The organism is Lysinibacillus sp. FJAT-14222 (assembly GCF_001278875.1).
Taxonomy (GTDB): Bacteria; Bacillota; Bacilli; order Bacillales_A; family Planococcaceae; genus Lysinibacillus; species Lysinibacillus agricola.
Map to the genome: position 1 here is coordinate 145,920 of NZ_LIYL01000016.1, position 16,476 is coordinate 162,395.

Genomic DNA, 16,476 nt, shown 5'->3' on the forward strand with positions numbered 1-16,476 from the left:
AAGAACTCCTTTCCGATTTCCGTGACATCCGCCGGAGGCTTTAACTTCTTTCAGCGGATGTTTGGACACTCGCTGAAAAGTGACTTAAAACCGCATTCATCTCACCACCTATAGAGGTGGGAGACTTCTGCTGAAAGAAGTTAAATGTTCGGTTTCCAATCAAACATTTTTTAAGAGCTAAATGTTATAACAACAAATATATAGTTGGGGATCCTACATATCTTATTGTTGTATAGAGTCTGATTACCCTATGTTTTGACAAATTGTTAATACTTGTTTGACGGCTTCTGCCGATTGATGGAGCGCCGTTTGTTCTTCATTTGTAAGGTGCAATTCTATGACCGATTCAATGCCATTGCCACCTAATATTGTCGGCACCCCTAAAAATAATTCGTGGTAACCGTACTCTCCTTCTAAAAGGGCGATAGAAGGAATTATTTTACGCTGATCTTTCATAATGATTTCGACCATCTGTGCACATGCAGCAGCTGGCGCATAATAAGCACTACCATTACCTAACAAACCAACAATTTCTCCGCCACCTTTACGTGTACGTTCTACGATTTGCTGTAGTCTGTCTTGAGGAATCAGTTTTTCTAATGGGATCCCTCCAGCATAGGAATATCGAATTAGAGGAACCATTTCGTCTCCATGTCCACCTAAAACAAATCCTGATACATCCTCTGGTGCAATTTGCAGTTCTTGTGCTACAAATGTATTAAAACGCGCTGTATCTAATACACCTGATTGACCGATGATACGATTTTTTGGAAAGCCTGTTTCCTTATAGCAAACATAGGTCATGGCATCGACTGGATTGCTTAATATAAGGACTATGCTGTTAGGTGCATAGTGTTTGATTTGTTTAGAAACTTGTTGAATGATTTTTGCATTCGTCGTCACTAAGTCATCACGACTCATACCAGGTTTACGAGGAATACCAGCTGTAATAATGACAATACTTGCTCCAGCTATATCCTCATAATTGCTCGTTCCTTTAATAGAAACATTAAACTTTTCGATTGGTCCTGTTTGTAATAAATCCAACGCCTTTCCCTTTGTCGGATTTTCCACTTCTGGAATATCTAACAGGACAACATCTCCTAGCTCTTTTTGGGCTAAAAATAAACTTAATGTCGAGCCTGTATGACCCGCTCCGATAACAGCGATTTTACTTTTTCGAAATGTCATTAAGCCTCACCTCGATTTTCAGTAGCTGCTGTTTCTGTCGTTTTTTTAGCACGCGTTGATGTTGAAGCTGATGCTGGCTTTTTCTTTGGTGCTTCTGGCCCTTTAATCATTTGAAAAACATCTTCATCTGGTCTAGGAATTACGTGAGCACCTAATAGTTCTCCAACGCGCATTGCAGCGGCTTTTCCAGCTTCTACTGCTGCTTGGACAGAACCAACATCACCTTTCACGACGATTGTCACAATTCCACCATCAACGAACTCTTGCTTGACGATAGTTACATCTGATGACTTTATCATCGCATCAGCAGCTTCGTAAGAGCCTACTAATCCTTTTGTCTCAATCATTCCAATAGCGCTACTCATTCTCTTCACCTCGCATCACTTCTGTAGAATCGATAATACCTATAACGACCGCATCGATAGGCAACGGATTTTCTTTCATAATATATCGGGATGATCCACCACTTGTAATGAGCACATCATCTCCAATTCCTGCCCCGATACGGTCAGCTGCAACAATTTCTGTACGAATCGGCTGTTGATTGGAATCGATTGGTTGAATAATTAATAATTTTAAGCCATTCAACCCTTCTTCTTTACGTGTTGCCCATACACTACCTATCACTCTTCCCATCTGCATGAACTTCACCCTCTTTATCCCGCATAGATTATACTAAAATTACTCAGAGCGAATTGTTAACGTCTTATTCAACTCTCGTATTTTGTCATAAGCCAATGCTGTCACAATTGTTTTTTTGGGAACAACAATTTCTCGTGCTTCTATTTCAAGTACTTCTACTTGCGAAAGTAGCTTCTTATCAAATTGATAGCTTAATGGTCTTTCAGCTTGACTTACGATTGGCGGAAGTTCTTTGACATTCATTTGTTCATTAGCCTGAGCATTGACAATCTCTGCAAATGCGCCTTGTTGGATTAAACCTGCATTTGCCTCATCTGTATCGATATGCATCTCCAAGCGATAACGCTCTGAAACGCGAATCGTTACATTTGATAAAATAATCGATCTTAAACCTTCTATTTTAATTTGTACCGATTGTCCGTCCACTACTTGGAACCGAGCACTGTCAGCTGGTGACATATGAATATGAGCTTGCGCAATAATAAGTCCTTCATTTAGCACGACACTGCCCTTTGGACCAATAAGTGTCACAGGACTTGAACCTTTAATATCTCCTGATATTCTTAATGGTGGCTTAACTCCTAGTTTCATCGCATCTGTCCAACTAATTTCTACTTGGGATAATGAACGAGCTGGACCTAAAATGCGTACTCGCTCAACGGAACCCTTTGGACCAGCAATAACAACTGTTTCCTCAGCAGCGAACTGTCCTGGCTGTGAAAGCTCAAACTTCGGTGTTAATTGATAATTCTCACCAAAAAGCTGCTCCACTTCCGCTTGAGCAAGGTGGACATGTCGTGCTGATACACCAACAGGGATTTTTCCGTCATGTTGAGAGGAAGGCTGATTTTTTAAAACTTGCTGCAATACTTCTTCAACAACTTTTTGGATTAAATTTTCCTGCATCTAACCCCCTCCTTACGTCAATGATCTGATAATTCTTCCTTGGGCTTGTTGTTCAATAAAGCCCGCATTCGCTTCATCTGTATCAATATGCATCTCTAAACTAAAATCGTTCGACACACGAACTACAACTCCACGAAACGTCACAGGTCGCTCACTATCCACTTCAACAGATACTAATTCATTATTTTGTACGTCCAATGCTAGCGCATCTTCTTCCGTCATATGAATATGTGCCTGTGCAACAATGACTCCCTGCTTGATAATTATTTCTTTTTCTTGATTAATTAATTTGATGCTAGCCGAACTTTCGATATCACCCGATTGCCTTAAAGGAGGGGTTAATCCTAATTTCATTGCATCTGTTCGACTAATTTCCACCTGTGTTGCCGCTCTTACAGGACCTAATACACGTACATTGTGAAGGACACCTTTTGGCCCCTCAATGGAGACACGCTCTTTGGCTGCAAATTGTCCTGGCTGCGAAAGATCAAAATCCTTCGTTAGCTTTGCATTTGGACCAAAAAGTGCCTGTAAATCCTCTTCACTGACATGTATATGACGAGCTGAAATGGCCACAGGAAATGTTTTTGTCGCTGTTTTCACGTTAGCCACCTCTATTATATTGTTGTTGGAAATGAAAGCAGGATGAGGTACAATGTGTAGCATCCTGCCTTCCATTTATGATGTTCTATCCGTCGCTTTGACTTTTCCATCCGTCGTTTCGGGCCTTCATTCCGTCGCTTCGACTTCTATCCGTCATTTCGGCTCTTCTTTCCGCCGCTTCGACTCTTCTTTCCGTCGCTTCCTAGATTCTTTCCGTCATTTCGGCTCTTCTTTCCGCCGCTTTGGCTTCTATCCGTCGTTTCGGTGTCTCTTTCCGTCACTTCGGCTCTTCTTTCCGTCGCTACAGTGATTCTATCCGTCGCCTTTGTTCGGACTATAAATAAAATTAAGCCTCTGCTTTTGGTAAAATTAATTCCAACTCATGGTGTGGGCGTGGGATTACATGTACAGATAGAAGCTCTCCAACACGTTGTGCCGCTGCAGCTCCTGCATCAGTAGCTGCTTTTACTGCACCTACATCACCACGAACTAATACAGTGACAATACCGCCACCAACATGTACTTTTCCTACTAAATTAACGCTAGCAGCCTTCACCATTGCATCCGCTGCTTCAATTGCTCCTACTAGTCCTTTTGTTTCTACCATTCCTAATGCTGTACTCATTTGTCATTCCTCCAAATTATTTATTTTGTAATGTGATTTGTTTTAATACTTGATCAACAATTTGTTGAACTACTGCTGTATCCAAAGATGGATCTTGTGCCTTAATATTCTCTACTACTGGTTGTACTAAGAATTCTGGTTTCGGCACATCTACATCTTTAATGCCATAAGCCATACGTTTAATATTCAATAAATGTCTCGCTGTAATGTTATCGGACGTAATATTGCCACCAAACGTACCACACCCTAATGTAAAGGATGGTGCCAATCCAGTAGTTCCACCAACAGCGCCAATAGATGATAATGTATTAACTACAATTCTGGACACTGGTAATTCAACTGAAAACTGCTCCGCTAATGCTGCATTTTCTGTATGAATCGAACATGTATGTCCACGCCCACCAATATTCAGTAGATCAATCATCACTTGTTTTGCCTCTGTGCTATCCTCTACTGTGTATAACGCAAAAATCGGTGACAGTTTTTCCAGTGAAAATGGAATATTTTTGCCGATCATTGTTTCCAGACCAACAAGTACTTTTGTCTCTTCTGGTACAGTAATATTGACAGAATCTGCTAAGCATGCTGCTGATTTACCTACAATTTGAGGATTTACTTTCCCAGGAACAGGAGAGATCAACTTCTCCATCTTCACCTTCTCTTCATCACTCAAAATATACGCATTGTTTTTCTTTAACTCTGTTAAAACTTGCTCTGCAATGGCTTTGTCTACAATAATTGATTGCTCTGTTGCACATATTGTGCCGTTATCAAAAGACTTACTTTGTACAAGCTGACGAACCGCTTTAGGAATATTTGCTGATTTTTCAATGTAAGCCGGGACATTTCCTGGGCCTACACCGTAAGCAGGTTTGCCTGAACTATAGGCTGCTTTTACTAGTGCACCGCCACCAGTCGCTAAAATTAAGTGAATATCTGGATGCTTCATTAATTGTTGCGTAGCCTCCATAGAGGACATTGTTAAACAATGTAGCAATCCTTCTGGTGCTCCTGCTTTTTCTGCAGCTACTCTACAAACCTCTAAGGCTTCCTTTGTACACTCAGCCGCATATGGGTGTGGGCTTAGTACGAGAGCATTTCTAGTTTTCAATGAAATAAGTGTTTTAAAGATAGCTGTTGATGTTGGGTTTGTCGTTGGAACAATGCCCGCGATCACTCCGAACGGACTAGCGATCTCTGTAACTTTCTTCATTCGATCGAAACCTACGACACCAACAGTCTTTAAATCTTTAATATCTTCATAGACATCTCTAGAGGCAACCTCATTTTTCATTTTTTTATGATTAGGTATGCCCATCCCTGTTTCCTGAACAGCCATATTTCCCAATCGTTCTGCCTCTTTGAATGCCGCATCGGCAACAGCCTTGACAATACTATCTACTTGCTGCTGTGAATACTGCATGTAAGCAGCCTGTGCAATATTGGCACGTTTCACGGCGTCTCTCATTTCTTGAATGGCTAATAAATCTTTATCTAACGTGGCCATAAAGCCCCTCCTTTCTAAATAACTGGATTTCTCGCTAAATTCTCAATAGCTTCTCTAAAAGCATCCGTTGCCGCTTGGCAGGAAGATTGGCTACCGCTTAATAAGCCGCCACCATAATTGGTTTCAGATGGTGGCCCAAAGAAAACCTTTAGCTCCACTTCTGCCGCCTTCAATGCTGCATCTAAACCAACAACAGCCTCAAGTGGCGGTGCTATTAAATATGCGAGGGCAGTCCCAGCCTTAACATTCGCCAACTCTGCCAAATACGTACCACAGCTTGCTACTGTATGTGCAAAAAGAGCGTGGCTTTCATTTTGAAGAATAGCTTCAAAATACGTATCAAACTGGATTTTCTGCTGAATCGCATCTAAACCACTGCGTATTTCATCAGGCGAGCTACCAGCAATGATGCCAATGACCTCACCGGATAACGGTCCAGATGCATGTGCCGCTCCAGCATAAAAGCTTTTTGCATAAACAACATCAACATCAGCTTTTTTCGTTGCTTCGTCCAACGCTACATATCCAACATCATCTATTGTCAGAGTTACGAGTCCAATGCTATTGTGATATGGCTTTAAATCTAATTGCTCTGCTAATTCACTATTCACTCTTGGAATGATTTGCATTGCCAAAATTTCTGCCATAATTTTTTGAGGATTCATTGCTTGCCCCCTAACTTTCTTTTGCCACAAGACCTACTCCACTTGCCTTGTAATGCAATATTTTTTGAACGACTGTTCCTAAATAAGCACCTGCCTCTAATGGCGGAATACCACCTTTATGAATGTTCGAAACGACCATTCGATCAGCTTCTACTGTGCCCATTCTAGGTTGATAGCATATATAGGCACTCATTGACTCCGCTGATACAAGTCCAGGACGCTCACCGATTAAATAAACGATCACTTCTGCTTGTAAAAGCTCGCCAATTTCATCCATTAGAGCAACACGCCCTTTATCAATATAGAAAGTAGTTCCTATTTCAATATTTAAATTACGAAGACTTTGCTGTAACGCTAAATATACATCTTGCACATTTTCTTCAATCGCACTAGCACTTAATCCATTAGAAATAATAATTTGTACTTTAGGATTTTTTTGGCATTTCGATTGAATTACTGTCTTTGATTCATCGGATAAACGACGACCTAAGTCCGGTCTTGTAATGTACTCTTCTTTATCTGTCACTCTTGTTGTTACTTGAAAGACATCAAGCTTTTGTAGTAGCTCCTCTGTCACTTCTCCATATACTGCATCTACTGCCGCCGCATGATCGAGTCGGAATTTCAGCCAAGTTTTTGTTTTTGGTCTTGTCCCAGCTCTTCCAATACCTATCCTTGCTGGTGTATGCTTTTTGGCTGCTTGTACACTTTCAGACAGTTCATCCTCTTCAAATTTAAAGACTGTGGCAGCTGCCGAAGCGTAAGATGGTTCATCATAATTTACACTGGAATACGATTGTTCATGATTACGTGCTTCATTATGAAAAAGCTTAATTAATGGTTCATTTGATTGTACAGTTGGGCTTGGACTTGCTACTTCATCAGCACGATGAGCTATCGTATCATAGAACTTAATAAGTGTTTCCTTTTGTTCTTCTTTCTGTATAGCTGATTCATGTGGAGAATTGACTGATGTATTATTGTTCATCTTTTCCATAACGAGCTGTGTAATCATCGATACTAGTTGTTCATTCAATGGACTCACCTACCTTTCAAATATAGATAAATCGCCAGCTCTTGCAGATAGACGACCATTTTCATAAATGCCCATTTTTTCTAACCACACTAGATATTCAGGAGCTGGTTTTTTACCAAACGTTTGAAGTAATGTTGCGACATCATGGAAGCTCATTGACTGATAGTTCAGCATGATATCGTCGCCCATAGGTGCAGCGATAATAAAGTTGACACCAGCTGCTGTTAGTAAAACACTTAAATCTTCAACATCATTTTGGTCTGCCTTAATATGGTTTGTGTAACAAATATCAACGCCCATTGGGATACCATGCATTTTGCCCATAAAGTGATCTTCTAGGCCCGCACGTATAACCTGCTTGTTATTGTATAAATACTCAGGTCCAATAAAGCCAACGACGGTGTTTACAATATACGGATTAAAATGTCTCGCAAATCCGTAATTACGTGATTCGAGTGTTACTTGGTCAATGCCCATATGTGCCTCAGCAGATAGCTCCGAACCTTGTCCAGTTTCAAAGTAGAATAAATTCGGGCCAGTTCCAGTTCCTTGCTTTTTCACAAGCTCTTCTGCTTCTCTAATTAGGTCGGCAGAAATACCGAACGAGCGATTAGCAATTTCTGTCCCAGCAATACTTTGGAAAATCATATCTGCAGGTGCACCTTGTTTAATGGCCTTCATTTGTGTTGTAATATGTGCTAATACACAGTTTTGTGTAGGAATCGACCAATCATTGATAAACTCCTTTGTCGCTTGCAATACTTTTTTCACACTTTCAACAGAGTCATCTACTGGGTTAATCCCAATGACCGCATCGCCAATACCATAGGACAATCCTTCTTTTAATGAGGCAATAATACCGTCAATATTGTCTGTTGGATGATTTGGCTGCAATCTCGAGGAAAGTGTACCCTTTTGTCCGATCGTAATATTGCAAGTTGACAATATTTCTACTTTATTGGCAGCATGTACAAGATCTAAGTTGGACATCAGCTTTGTTACTGCCGCAATAATTTCTGAATTCATGCCCTTGCTTAATCGTTTTAATTCCCGATCGCCTGTTTCATTAGATAAAATGTATTCTCTTAGTTGCTCGATACTCCAGTTTTTAATTTCTCCATATATTTGCTCATTGATATCACCTTCAATAATGCGTGACACTTCGTCATTTTCAGAAGGAACTAATGGATTTTCTCTTATATCCTTCACTAACAGCTCACTTAGAACGGCTTTTGCCGCAATTCGTTGCTGTACAGTTTCAGCCGCAATTCCAGCTAGCTGATCGCCTGATTTTTCTTCATTGGCCTTGGCCATTACATCTTTTAATGAATTAAAATTATATTTTTCTCCACCAAATATCACCGATAGATTCACATTCATCCTCCTTACTTTGAGTGGAAAGCAAGTGTTTTTACTACGACTGGGACAACACCAGATGGTAGTACTTCCCCAATGTCGATATAATCACCCGTTTCTACTTTGATTTGATCGATGCAAATGATGGGAACTGTTTGATTAATCGCTTGTATCGTTTGCCCAATAATCTTTGCATAATCCGATTGAATGACTATGATAATTGGTATTTCCTTGGAGCTTCTCGTTGCTAAGTACTGCAAAATGGCCTGACATAATGCATGAACATCCTGGAAGCTTAAATAGGGTAACTGACTAAAATAAAGTGCAAATGGAGAGCGATTCTCTTGGCTAGAAAATAGAGCATCAGCCCGTTCTACAGCTGTCTTCACTGTATAGTCGAATTCTTTGTTGTTCGTTTCCAAATAGCAATTGAAAACAGGTACATTTTTTAAAGGCAATACTTCTGCATCTACCTGGATCGTCGCACCACTAATTTCAGTTGTTTGCGTGCCTGCACCAGTCACTGTTGCCCGCGCTGTTTCCTCTGGCTTTATCCATAAAAAGGTTTGCAACTGCTCGTGCTGTAAAAGTTTTTTTGCTAATTTTTCGCCGATATCATCATATTGACGTTTTGTACAATCATTTTCATATATACAAGCAGCTACTCCACCGGAAAAGACGATTGCTTCAACTGGTTTATCCCAAGTTGGCAAATGTCCTAGCAATAATGGATGCCGTTCATCTGTTATTTGTCCACTCAGCGTCATCGCTACTATATCCACCATTTCTTGGATCAATTGTGTGACACGTTCATCCTCTGCAGAATCACCAACCTTTAATGGATTTGACCATTTCTCCATAAGCTTCATAATCGGTGGTGAAACCGATTGGACAATTCCGTTCTGAAATTCTATAAGTCTTCCACCGACATGCAATGTACACGTACCAATTACTTCACCGAACTGCATGACTGCAATATTTGCTGTACCGCCACCGATATCAATATTTGCGATGACTTTGGCAGTATTTTTAGACTGCTGTAATGTACCTGCACCCTTTGCTGCAATGATGCTCTCTAAATCAGGCCCAGCAGTAGCAACTAAAAAGTGCCCGGCTGTATCTGCAATCGTATGGACAACCTCACTGGCATTATCCTTTGTTGCAGATTCGCCTGTAATGATAATGGCACCTGTTGAAATATCTGCTGGTGAAATTTGGGCCAGTTGATATTGTTGAAAAATAAATTGTTCAATTTTTTCCATATCGATAATTTCTTTATTGATAAACGGCGTTTTAATAATAGGACTTTGATGTATAACCGTTTTTTCAATGATTTCTATCCGTGGCACGTGCGTCACACCAGCAACATTTTTCAGTAGAAAACTACTAACAACCATCTTTGTTGTACTTGTACCAATATCAATGCCTGCACTATAAATTTTTTCTGTCTTCAACTTACTCCTCCCTCTCGCCACTATGGGCAATACATGAGATAAGGACTATCACGATCCTTCACAAATTGACGAATTTCTTCGTCAGAATTGAGCTGAATAAGTGGCGCAATAAACTCAATACCAAGCTTTTGCCACGAAGAAGTTTTCACAATAGGACCACGTGTCATGACATTTTGTAATAATGCTGTTGCTCTTTCTACATCTGCAAGGGGTGCATCAATTTTTGTAATGACACCAATTTGTATTTTTGGAATTCCTAAGCTAAATTGCGGTGGAAAAACACTTTTTGATGACGTGGCATCCTGCAAATAAATCACATGTGTCACTTCAAGCGATGTTGCCATAATATTTTTGTAATACATCGGATTTTCAATATATTCTCCAGGTGTATCAACAATCCAGTCATCATAAACGAGCGCCTGTGTTTTATTGGCTTGTCCGTCTTTCCCTAATAACGCATTCATCAGTGTCGACTTACCTGCTTGCACACCGCCTATAATCATTACTCGATTTTTCATACGGCACATCCTATGACTTAGTTATTTTTGATGGCGTATAGCCTAGCATCTCTGATAAAAAGCGATTAATTTCTAACATCGCCATTTCAACCTCAGACACACTGCCAACAATAACGAGACTGCCAGTAAAACGATCTAAAAATCCTAGTCTTACATTGGCTGCCTTTGTTGCTAAATCCCCTGCAATAATAACTGTTTCACTCGGTGTACATGTCATGATGCCAAGTGCACCGGCTTCTTGTATGCCAAGCTTTTGAAACATATCAGGGTCAGGATTAGCTATCAAATGGCTCAATGTTAGTTGCTTACCTGGCACAAACTCCTGAATAAACCGTTTCTTTTCTTCACTCACACGTCATCACCTCTTTCGAGTTTTTTATCTAATCAAGACTTTTGCTCTGCTAGATATTCACCTTCTTTAATAATGCCTGCCTCGCGATCCTCTTGTTCTAATCTAAGAGCTGTTGGAACAGATAGCTTATAAGCTAAAATAATTGCGATAACACCAGCTAAAAACTTACCAGCAATAACCGGTAAAATAATAGTCGGTTGGAAGTTAGCCGTAAACGATAAATGATCTCCTAGAAGGAATGCTGAACAAACACCAAAGGCAATGTTAATAACCTTATCTTTCGGTGGCATATGTCGAACCAGTGTAAACATGGCTAAAATATTAGCAATTGTCGCTAAAATACCTGCGCTTCCTACTGACGATAAGCCTAATTTTTTACCTGCTGCTTCTAGAGGTTTCGATGCATATTTTCTAATTAAATACACCATTGGGAATGCACCCGCTAGCATAATACCGATATACCCAGCTGTTTCTAGTGCGCGGAATTGATCGATTTCATCTGCCATGATTGGATCAAAGCCCCATGCACCAAAGACCTTTGTAAATATACCTGTGAAAATTTCTACAATCGAGAACACTAGTACAAGCTTGATAGCAGCATCCATCACACGTCCAAAAATCATAAAACCTTTGATCATGCCATTTGGTATTAGCTTGAGGCCTAACGCAATTAACACTACAAAAATAAATAAAGGCAATAAATTAATTAATATTTGTAAAACTGAAATGGCAAAAACATATGTTGGTGCCGCTGTTGTACTAATGACTTCACGAACATCTGTATTAAACATCACAATCAAAATTGAAGAAATAAATGCTCCAATCGGAATTGTTAAAACACCCGCCATAATACCTAAAGCCATATATTTATGATCCCGCTTATCTAACATGGCAAGCCCCATTGGAATAGAGAACACGATTGTTGCACCTGACATAAATCCAACAACTAAAGCCATGACCCATCCTTCATAGGATTCTTTTAACGCATTGGCTAATTGATATCCTCCCATGTCCGATGCTAAAATTGTCGTTGCCGCAATTGCAGGATCAGCACCAATCCATTCAAAAATTGGACTAATAAAATGACTTATAAACCACGTTAAGTAAGGTATAGCAGCCATGATTCCTGCAGCAGGTACAAAAATATGTCCAACCGTATGAATACCATTCATAAACTCTTTCCCGATTCCATATTCAGCATCTCGAATTGCTCCGATTGCCCCTAAAACTGCACAAATCATAATAATATAAACGATAATCGTTCCTACCATTGCCATCCTTCTCATCACCCCTTTATTTTTATCTGTCTATTTTATCTATATAAAAAAAAGACGCATTTAAAGAGGAATTCTCTTTAAAGCGTCTTTGCTTCAACTATTTACTTGAAAGGTATTGATAATGCGCCTAGCTATAAGCGCCATTTCCTGTTGAGTCTGCATACTCTCACTGCGAATTTTTTTATAAGCTTCGTCCTCACTAAGATTTTCTGACTGCATTAGCAAACCTTTTGCTCGTTCGATTATTTTTCGCTTTTCTAATTCTGTTTGTTTATACAGCAATTTCCCATTAAGACGGTTGAACTTATCAATCTGGTGAAATGCCACCTCCAACGCTGGAAGGACATTCTTCTCAGAAAACGGTTTCATAACATAGCCTAAAATATTGTCCTGCTTCATGTACAATAACAATTCTTTTTCACTATAAGCTGATATAAATAGCACCGGTATACCGAGCTGCTGTTCAATTATTTTGCTTGCCTTTAAACCATCTAGCTTCGGCATTTTAATGTCCATTAATATTAACTGTGGCTTATGTGTAAGAGCCAACTCAATTGCTGATTCTCCATTATTCGCTTGTGCTACTACTTCGTAGCCATTATCTTCTAGCATAAACTTCAAATCAATCGCAATAAGTGACTCATCTTCGACAATCATAACTTTCCTAGTCATTTAGGATAAATACCTCCTCGCTTACAGGAAACTGAATTTGAGTATGTGTACCTTTTTCACTAGGGATAATTGAAAATGTGCCAGCTAAATCATATTCAACAAGCCTTGTAATAATCTCCATTCCAAATGATGCCTTCACCTCTTGCATTCCGACGCCGTTGTCAGAAATATGAAGTGAAATAGTGGAAGCATCCTGTTGAAATTGTATATCGATTGTTCCTTCCTCACGACCGATAAAAGCATATTTTAGTGCATTTTGCAGTAGCTCACAAATGATTAATGCGAGCGAAACAGCTTTTTTAGCATGACAAAATAACTGTACATTATCGTGATGAAAGGTTAATTGAATAGATGGTGTGTTGGATGTCCCAACCATTTTATGCCCAATCTTTTTAGACAACGCGATAACGTCTACTTTCTCTTCAGCGTTATCCTCATTTTCTAAAATAAGTTCATAGACAGATGAAATACTATATATTCGATTTAATGCCTCTTGAAAAGCACTTGCATTTGAAACTGACAAGTCATTTCGCATTTGCAAACGCAGTAGGCTTGTAACTGTCTGTAAATTATTTTTCACACGGTGGTGAATTTCTCGGATAGCAAATGTTTTCATCATTAGTTCATTTTCTTTCAGTTTAAGCTCTGTAAGATCATGAATAATGAGGAGTGTCACTTTATCGTTCTGATCACGAATAGGAATTTTCTTCACAATAAAGGATTTACGATCAATCGTAATTTCTAAGAAAAAGACATCATCGCCCTTATCATAGACCTCCTGTAAAAAAGGTAAAATCTTATTCAATGCAACGTTGTCAAAACGTTCTAACCCTGATAGCTCCGATATAAATCGGTAGCCTGCGGGATTGCTATAGATGACTTTGTTTTCATGATTTGTGAGAATAATAGATTCTACTAGCAAATCAGAAACAACTGGAATCGGTTGAGAATTTGGCTCTACGATATGCTCAATTAATGCAAAAGGCATATTTTGAAAATCATCCTTAGGTATTGTCTGCATAACCACCTTTTTTTCCTGGATTAACACTGCAATAACCTGTTGTTGGTCATTAAAGAGAGGGACAACGTTTTGTTCAACCGTTATACCTTCTTGTGTGATCGCTCTAGTAATTGACGATTTTTCTTTATTTTTAAAAGCAGCAAATACTGCTGGTTCGAAGCTTTCAAATACAAATTTGCCAATTACGGATTTTTCGTATAAGTCACCTTCTTTTTTTGGGAATGCCTCTGCCACAACAATTGCATGCGGTAAGTTTTCCATCATACAATCTATGAACATAAAACAATCTGTCAAATCAGCATAGTATGTTAGTGTAGCTTCTACTTCTAGTAACTTTGCTATATCGGTTGCAGATAAGGTCGTATATTTTCTACACAAGGATTGAATGTTCGACAGGCTCAAGCCCCCTATCAGTGAATAATCAAAATTGAATTTGGCTATTCTAAAAATTTCTTGTCATCATTATAAACCTTTTGCAAAATTATTTTCAATAGAAAAAATAATTTATTTTAATAATTTTCGTTGCATTACATAGAACTATATAGCTTAAAAGAGAAATATTCAACACTTTTTTCAAATCCGCCTGCATTTTACGACAGAATTATTATTTCACTATATTAAAAAAGCGAGATTGCAACGGATGCAACCTCGCTTTTTTCTACTTTATTTCTGGTGTGACAGCTAATATGTTTTCAAATGTTTTACGTTGTTTTGCTTCTTCTTCATTCAACAAAATATGAATATCTCCATGGTCGTTTGAAGTACGAATTAAACGCCCCATTCCTTGCTGCAAACGAAGCTGCATAAATGGTAATTCCACTTCTTCATATGGATTTTCCGCAAATGTACGTTTCGCATCAAATAATGGATCATGCGGAGGGAAAGGTAAATCATAAATAATGACACGCGTTAATGCCTCCTCCGGCAAATCTAAACCTTCCCATAAATGATAGGAGCATAATGTTTTGATCGTGCCTTCTTGGAAATCACGAACGATTGCTGATAGTTCACGGTCCCCCTCAAACGCTACATACATCCGTTCCATAAGAGGTAACTCTGCTTTGAAATCTAACATTGCTTGTTTCGATTTAAATAAAATTAAAGTTTTTTCACCATCACGTAATAGCTGCTGAACACGTGCCGTTTTCTCCTTTTGAGAAAGCTCATGTAAATAAATTTTCATAACTTCTTCATAATCAAAAGGAGAGGGAACAGAAAACGATTGATAATCACGAATTCCTAAACTATAGGAAATGTATGAAAAATCTTTATTGACCGATAAAGTTGCTGAAGAAAATACTATTGGAAGTTTTTTAGAGAATAATTTTTCTGCTAAAACTTCTGTGATGAGACGCGGCATAATTACGAGCGTTTCCTCTCCATCCGTTTCCTCTAACCAATCGACTGCATCTCCTTGCGCTATGAAAATACGTAAAGATGCTTCGTACTGTTCTAAATACTCTTCTGCCATATTTAATTCATATTCTGGAATCATATACATTTCAGATTCAAAAACAAATTCCTCGAGCAATGTTTCGACATCCTCAATAAGTTGTTTACCGTATTTCAACAGATTTGGCGATTTATTTATACGTTTACGCTCTTCTTGAGAAGTTACTAGATCATCTCGTAGCTGGTCAAAAAATAGCTCGTGATCATCTTGTAATTTTTCCATCGCATATAGTGTACGTTCTCGCACACCATCAACCATCAAACGCTCCAATAATGTAACAATTGTTGTCGCCTGTACTTTATACGTCATTGCTTTTTGCGCAGCATATTCTAATAAATGACCTTCGTCTAGCACCATCATCGATACTTCAGGCAATAAAGCTAGTTGCCCTTCACGTTCACGAGACTCCTTAGTTGCTAAATGCTCCATCAAAAAATCTTGCGAACAAATGATTAAATCCGTCGATTTACGATAATGTGCACGATGTAATGTTTGACCACATCGATTACGTAGATCACATACCGAGCACTGCATAATCGAGTTATAGTTTACTTTTTGCCAATCTTCATCACTGACAGTTGAATATTCGCTGCGTTCACCATAAGGTTGTATAGCAATCATCGAGCCTTGTGCATATACTCCATCAGGTATAGTAAATGCAATATCATCGATCCATTCATCGGTTTCTACTTTTTCAGCTTCCTCAAAGCGCTTTAAGCATAAATATTGGTCTCGTGACTTTGCTAAGCGGACATCAATTTCAAGACCTAACGTTTTCTGTAATTTATAAATATCGCCGCCCTCTTTTACTAGCTGATCAATTAAGGTTTCATCTGCACAAGCAATAAGGGCTGGTTTACCAGTATAGCGTGCATAGGATACAGCTGGCAGTAAATAGGCAATTGTCTTCCCAGTGCCCACCCCTGCTTCAGCAAAGAGCACATTTTTCTCTTTTAGGGCCTGCTCAATTTGATAGGCCATAAAAATCTGCTCATCACGGCATTCAAAGCCCTTTTCAGGTAATTCATCGTAAAGGACGTCACCCATCCAGTCACCTAATGACTCAAAAAATGAGCGATCCTTTGATAATACAAATGGTAAAGATTTACGCAATTGACGTTCCCCCTCTAACTATCTGGTCCTATTATACGCGACGAAACGGAAGATAAGAAAAAATCTTATCTTCCGTTACCGTTTG

Annotated in this window: 17 protein-coding genes; all 17 read right to left on the minus strand. The window is 39.1% G+C overall.

Going from position 1 to position 16,476, the window contains the following annotated elements; all coding sequences use genetic code 11:
• Positions 1 to 243: 243 nt before the first annotated feature.
• The 17 genes from mdh to AN161_RS07590 all read right to left on the minus strand — a co-directional run bounded on the left by mdh (position 244) and on the right by AN161_RS07590 (position 16,391).
• Positions 244 to 1,191 (minus strand): malate dehydrogenase, encoded by a 948-nt coding sequence (mdh, locus tag AN161_RS07510; protein WP_053593747.1) that lies wholly within the window; start codon positions 1,189 to 1,191, stop codon positions 244 to 246.
• Complete coding sequence (locus tag AN161_RS07515; protein ID WP_053593748.1) at positions 1,191 to 1,556, minus strand: BMC domain-containing protein; 366 nt, start codon at positions 1,554 to 1,556, stop codon at positions 1,191 to 1,193. The genes mdh and AN161_RS07515 overlap by 1 nt, the downstream gene beginning before the upstream one ends.
• Positions 1,549 to 1,833: a EutN/CcmL family microcompartment protein gene (locus AN161_RS07520; RefSeq protein WP_053593749.1), complete on the minus strand. Its 285-nt coding sequence runs from the start codon at positions 1,831 to 1,833 to the stop codon at positions 1,549 to 1,551. Before AN161_RS07520 ends, AN161_RS07515 begins: the two co-directional genes overlap by 8 nt.
• Positions 1,834 to 1,872: 39 nt before the next feature.
• Positions 1,873 to 2,739 (minus strand): phosphate propanoyltransferase, encoded by an 867-nt coding sequence (locus tag AN161_RS07525; protein WP_053593750.1) that lies wholly within the window; start codon positions 2,737 to 2,739, stop codon positions 1,873 to 1,875.
• Between the two features lie 12 nt (positions 2,740 to 2,751).
• On the minus strand, positions 2,752 to 3,342 hold the full coding sequence (locus AN161_RS07530) for a phosphate propanoyltransferase (RefSeq protein ID WP_053593751.1): 591 nt from the start codon (positions 3,340 to 3,342) through the stop codon (positions 2,752 to 2,754).
• 346 nt (positions 3,343 to 3,688) lie between these two features.
• A complete protein-coding gene (locus AN161_RS07535) occupies positions 3,689 to 3,967 on the minus strand; it encodes a BMC domain-containing protein (RefSeq protein ID WP_053482447.1) in 279 nt (92 codons plus the stop codon).
• A gap of 16 nt (positions 3,968 to 3,983) precedes the next feature.
• The gene (locus AN161_RS07540) at positions 3,984 to 5,474 is read right to left on the minus strand and encodes an aldehyde dehydrogenase family protein (RefSeq protein WP_053593752.1); all 1,491 of its coding nucleotides are present in this window, start codon (positions 5,472 to 5,474) and stop codon (positions 3,984 to 3,986) included.
• A 14-nt stretch (positions 5,475 to 5,488) separates the two neighbouring features.
• The gene (gene eutL / locus AN161_RS07545) at positions 5,489 to 6,139 is read right to left on the minus strand and encodes an ethanolamine utilization microcompartment protein EutL (protein WP_053593753.1); all 651 of its coding nucleotides are present in this window, start codon (positions 6,137 to 6,139) and stop codon (positions 5,489 to 5,491) included.
• A gap of 10 nt (positions 6,140 to 6,149) precedes the next feature.
• Positions 6,150 to 7,175, minus strand: a complete 1,026-nt coding sequence (gene eutC / locus AN161_RS07550; RefSeq protein ID WP_053593754.1) for an ethanolamine ammonia-lyase subunit EutC — start codon at positions 7,173 to 7,175, stop codon at positions 6,150 to 6,152.
• A gap of 9 nt (positions 7,176 to 7,184) precedes the next feature.
• Positions 7,185 to 8,555, minus strand: coding sequence for an ethanolamine ammonia-lyase subunit EutB (locus AN161_RS07555; RefSeq protein ID WP_053593755.1), 1,371 nt, complete (start codon positions 8,553 to 8,555; stop codon positions 7,185 to 7,187).
• Positions 8,556 to 8,560: 5 nt separating this feature from the next.
• The gene (locus tag AN161_RS07560; protein ID WP_053593756.1) at positions 8,561 to 9,985 is read right to left on the minus strand and encodes an ethanolamine ammonia-lyase reactivating factor EutA; all 1,425 of its coding nucleotides are present in this window, start codon (positions 9,983 to 9,985) and stop codon (positions 8,561 to 8,563) included.
• 20 nt (positions 9,986 to 10,005) lie between these two features.
• Positions 10,006 to 10,503: a EutP/PduV family microcompartment system protein gene (locus tag AN161_RS07565; RefSeq protein ID WP_053593757.1), complete on the minus strand. Its 498-nt coding sequence runs from the start codon at positions 10,501 to 10,503 to the stop codon at positions 10,006 to 10,008.
• A gap of 10 nt (positions 10,504 to 10,513) precedes the next feature.
• Positions 10,514 to 10,855, minus strand: a complete 342-nt coding sequence (locus AN161_RS07570; protein ID WP_053593758.1) for a BMC domain-containing protein — start codon at positions 10,853 to 10,855, stop codon at positions 10,514 to 10,516.
• Between the two features lie 32 nt (positions 10,856 to 10,887).
• Positions 10,888 to 12,132, minus strand: coding sequence for an ethanolamine utilization protein EutH (eutH, locus tag AN161_RS07575; protein WP_053593759.1), 1,245 nt, complete (start codon positions 12,130 to 12,132; stop codon positions 10,888 to 10,890).
• A 93-nt stretch (positions 12,133 to 12,225) separates the two neighbouring features.
• Positions 12,226 to 12,804 carry a response regulator gene (locus tag AN161_RS07580; RefSeq protein WP_053593760.1) on the minus strand — a complete coding sequence of 193 codons (579 nt, stop codon included), beginning with the start codon at positions 12,802 to 12,804 and terminating at the stop codon, positions 12,226 to 12,228.
• Positions 12,797 to 14,227, minus strand: coding sequence for a histidine kinase N-terminal domain-containing protein (locus AN161_RS07585; protein WP_241774518.1), 1,431 nt, complete (start codon positions 14,225 to 14,227; stop codon positions 12,797 to 12,799). Before AN161_RS07585 ends, AN161_RS07580 begins: the two co-directional genes overlap by 8 nt.
• Before the next feature lie 256 nt (positions 14,228 to 14,483).
• Positions 14,484 to 16,391, minus strand: a complete 1,908-nt coding sequence (locus tag AN161_RS07590; protein WP_053593762.1) for an ATP-dependent DNA helicase — start codon at positions 16,389 to 16,391, stop codon at positions 14,484 to 14,486.
• Between the last annotated feature and the right edge of the window lie 85 nt (positions 16,392 to 16,476).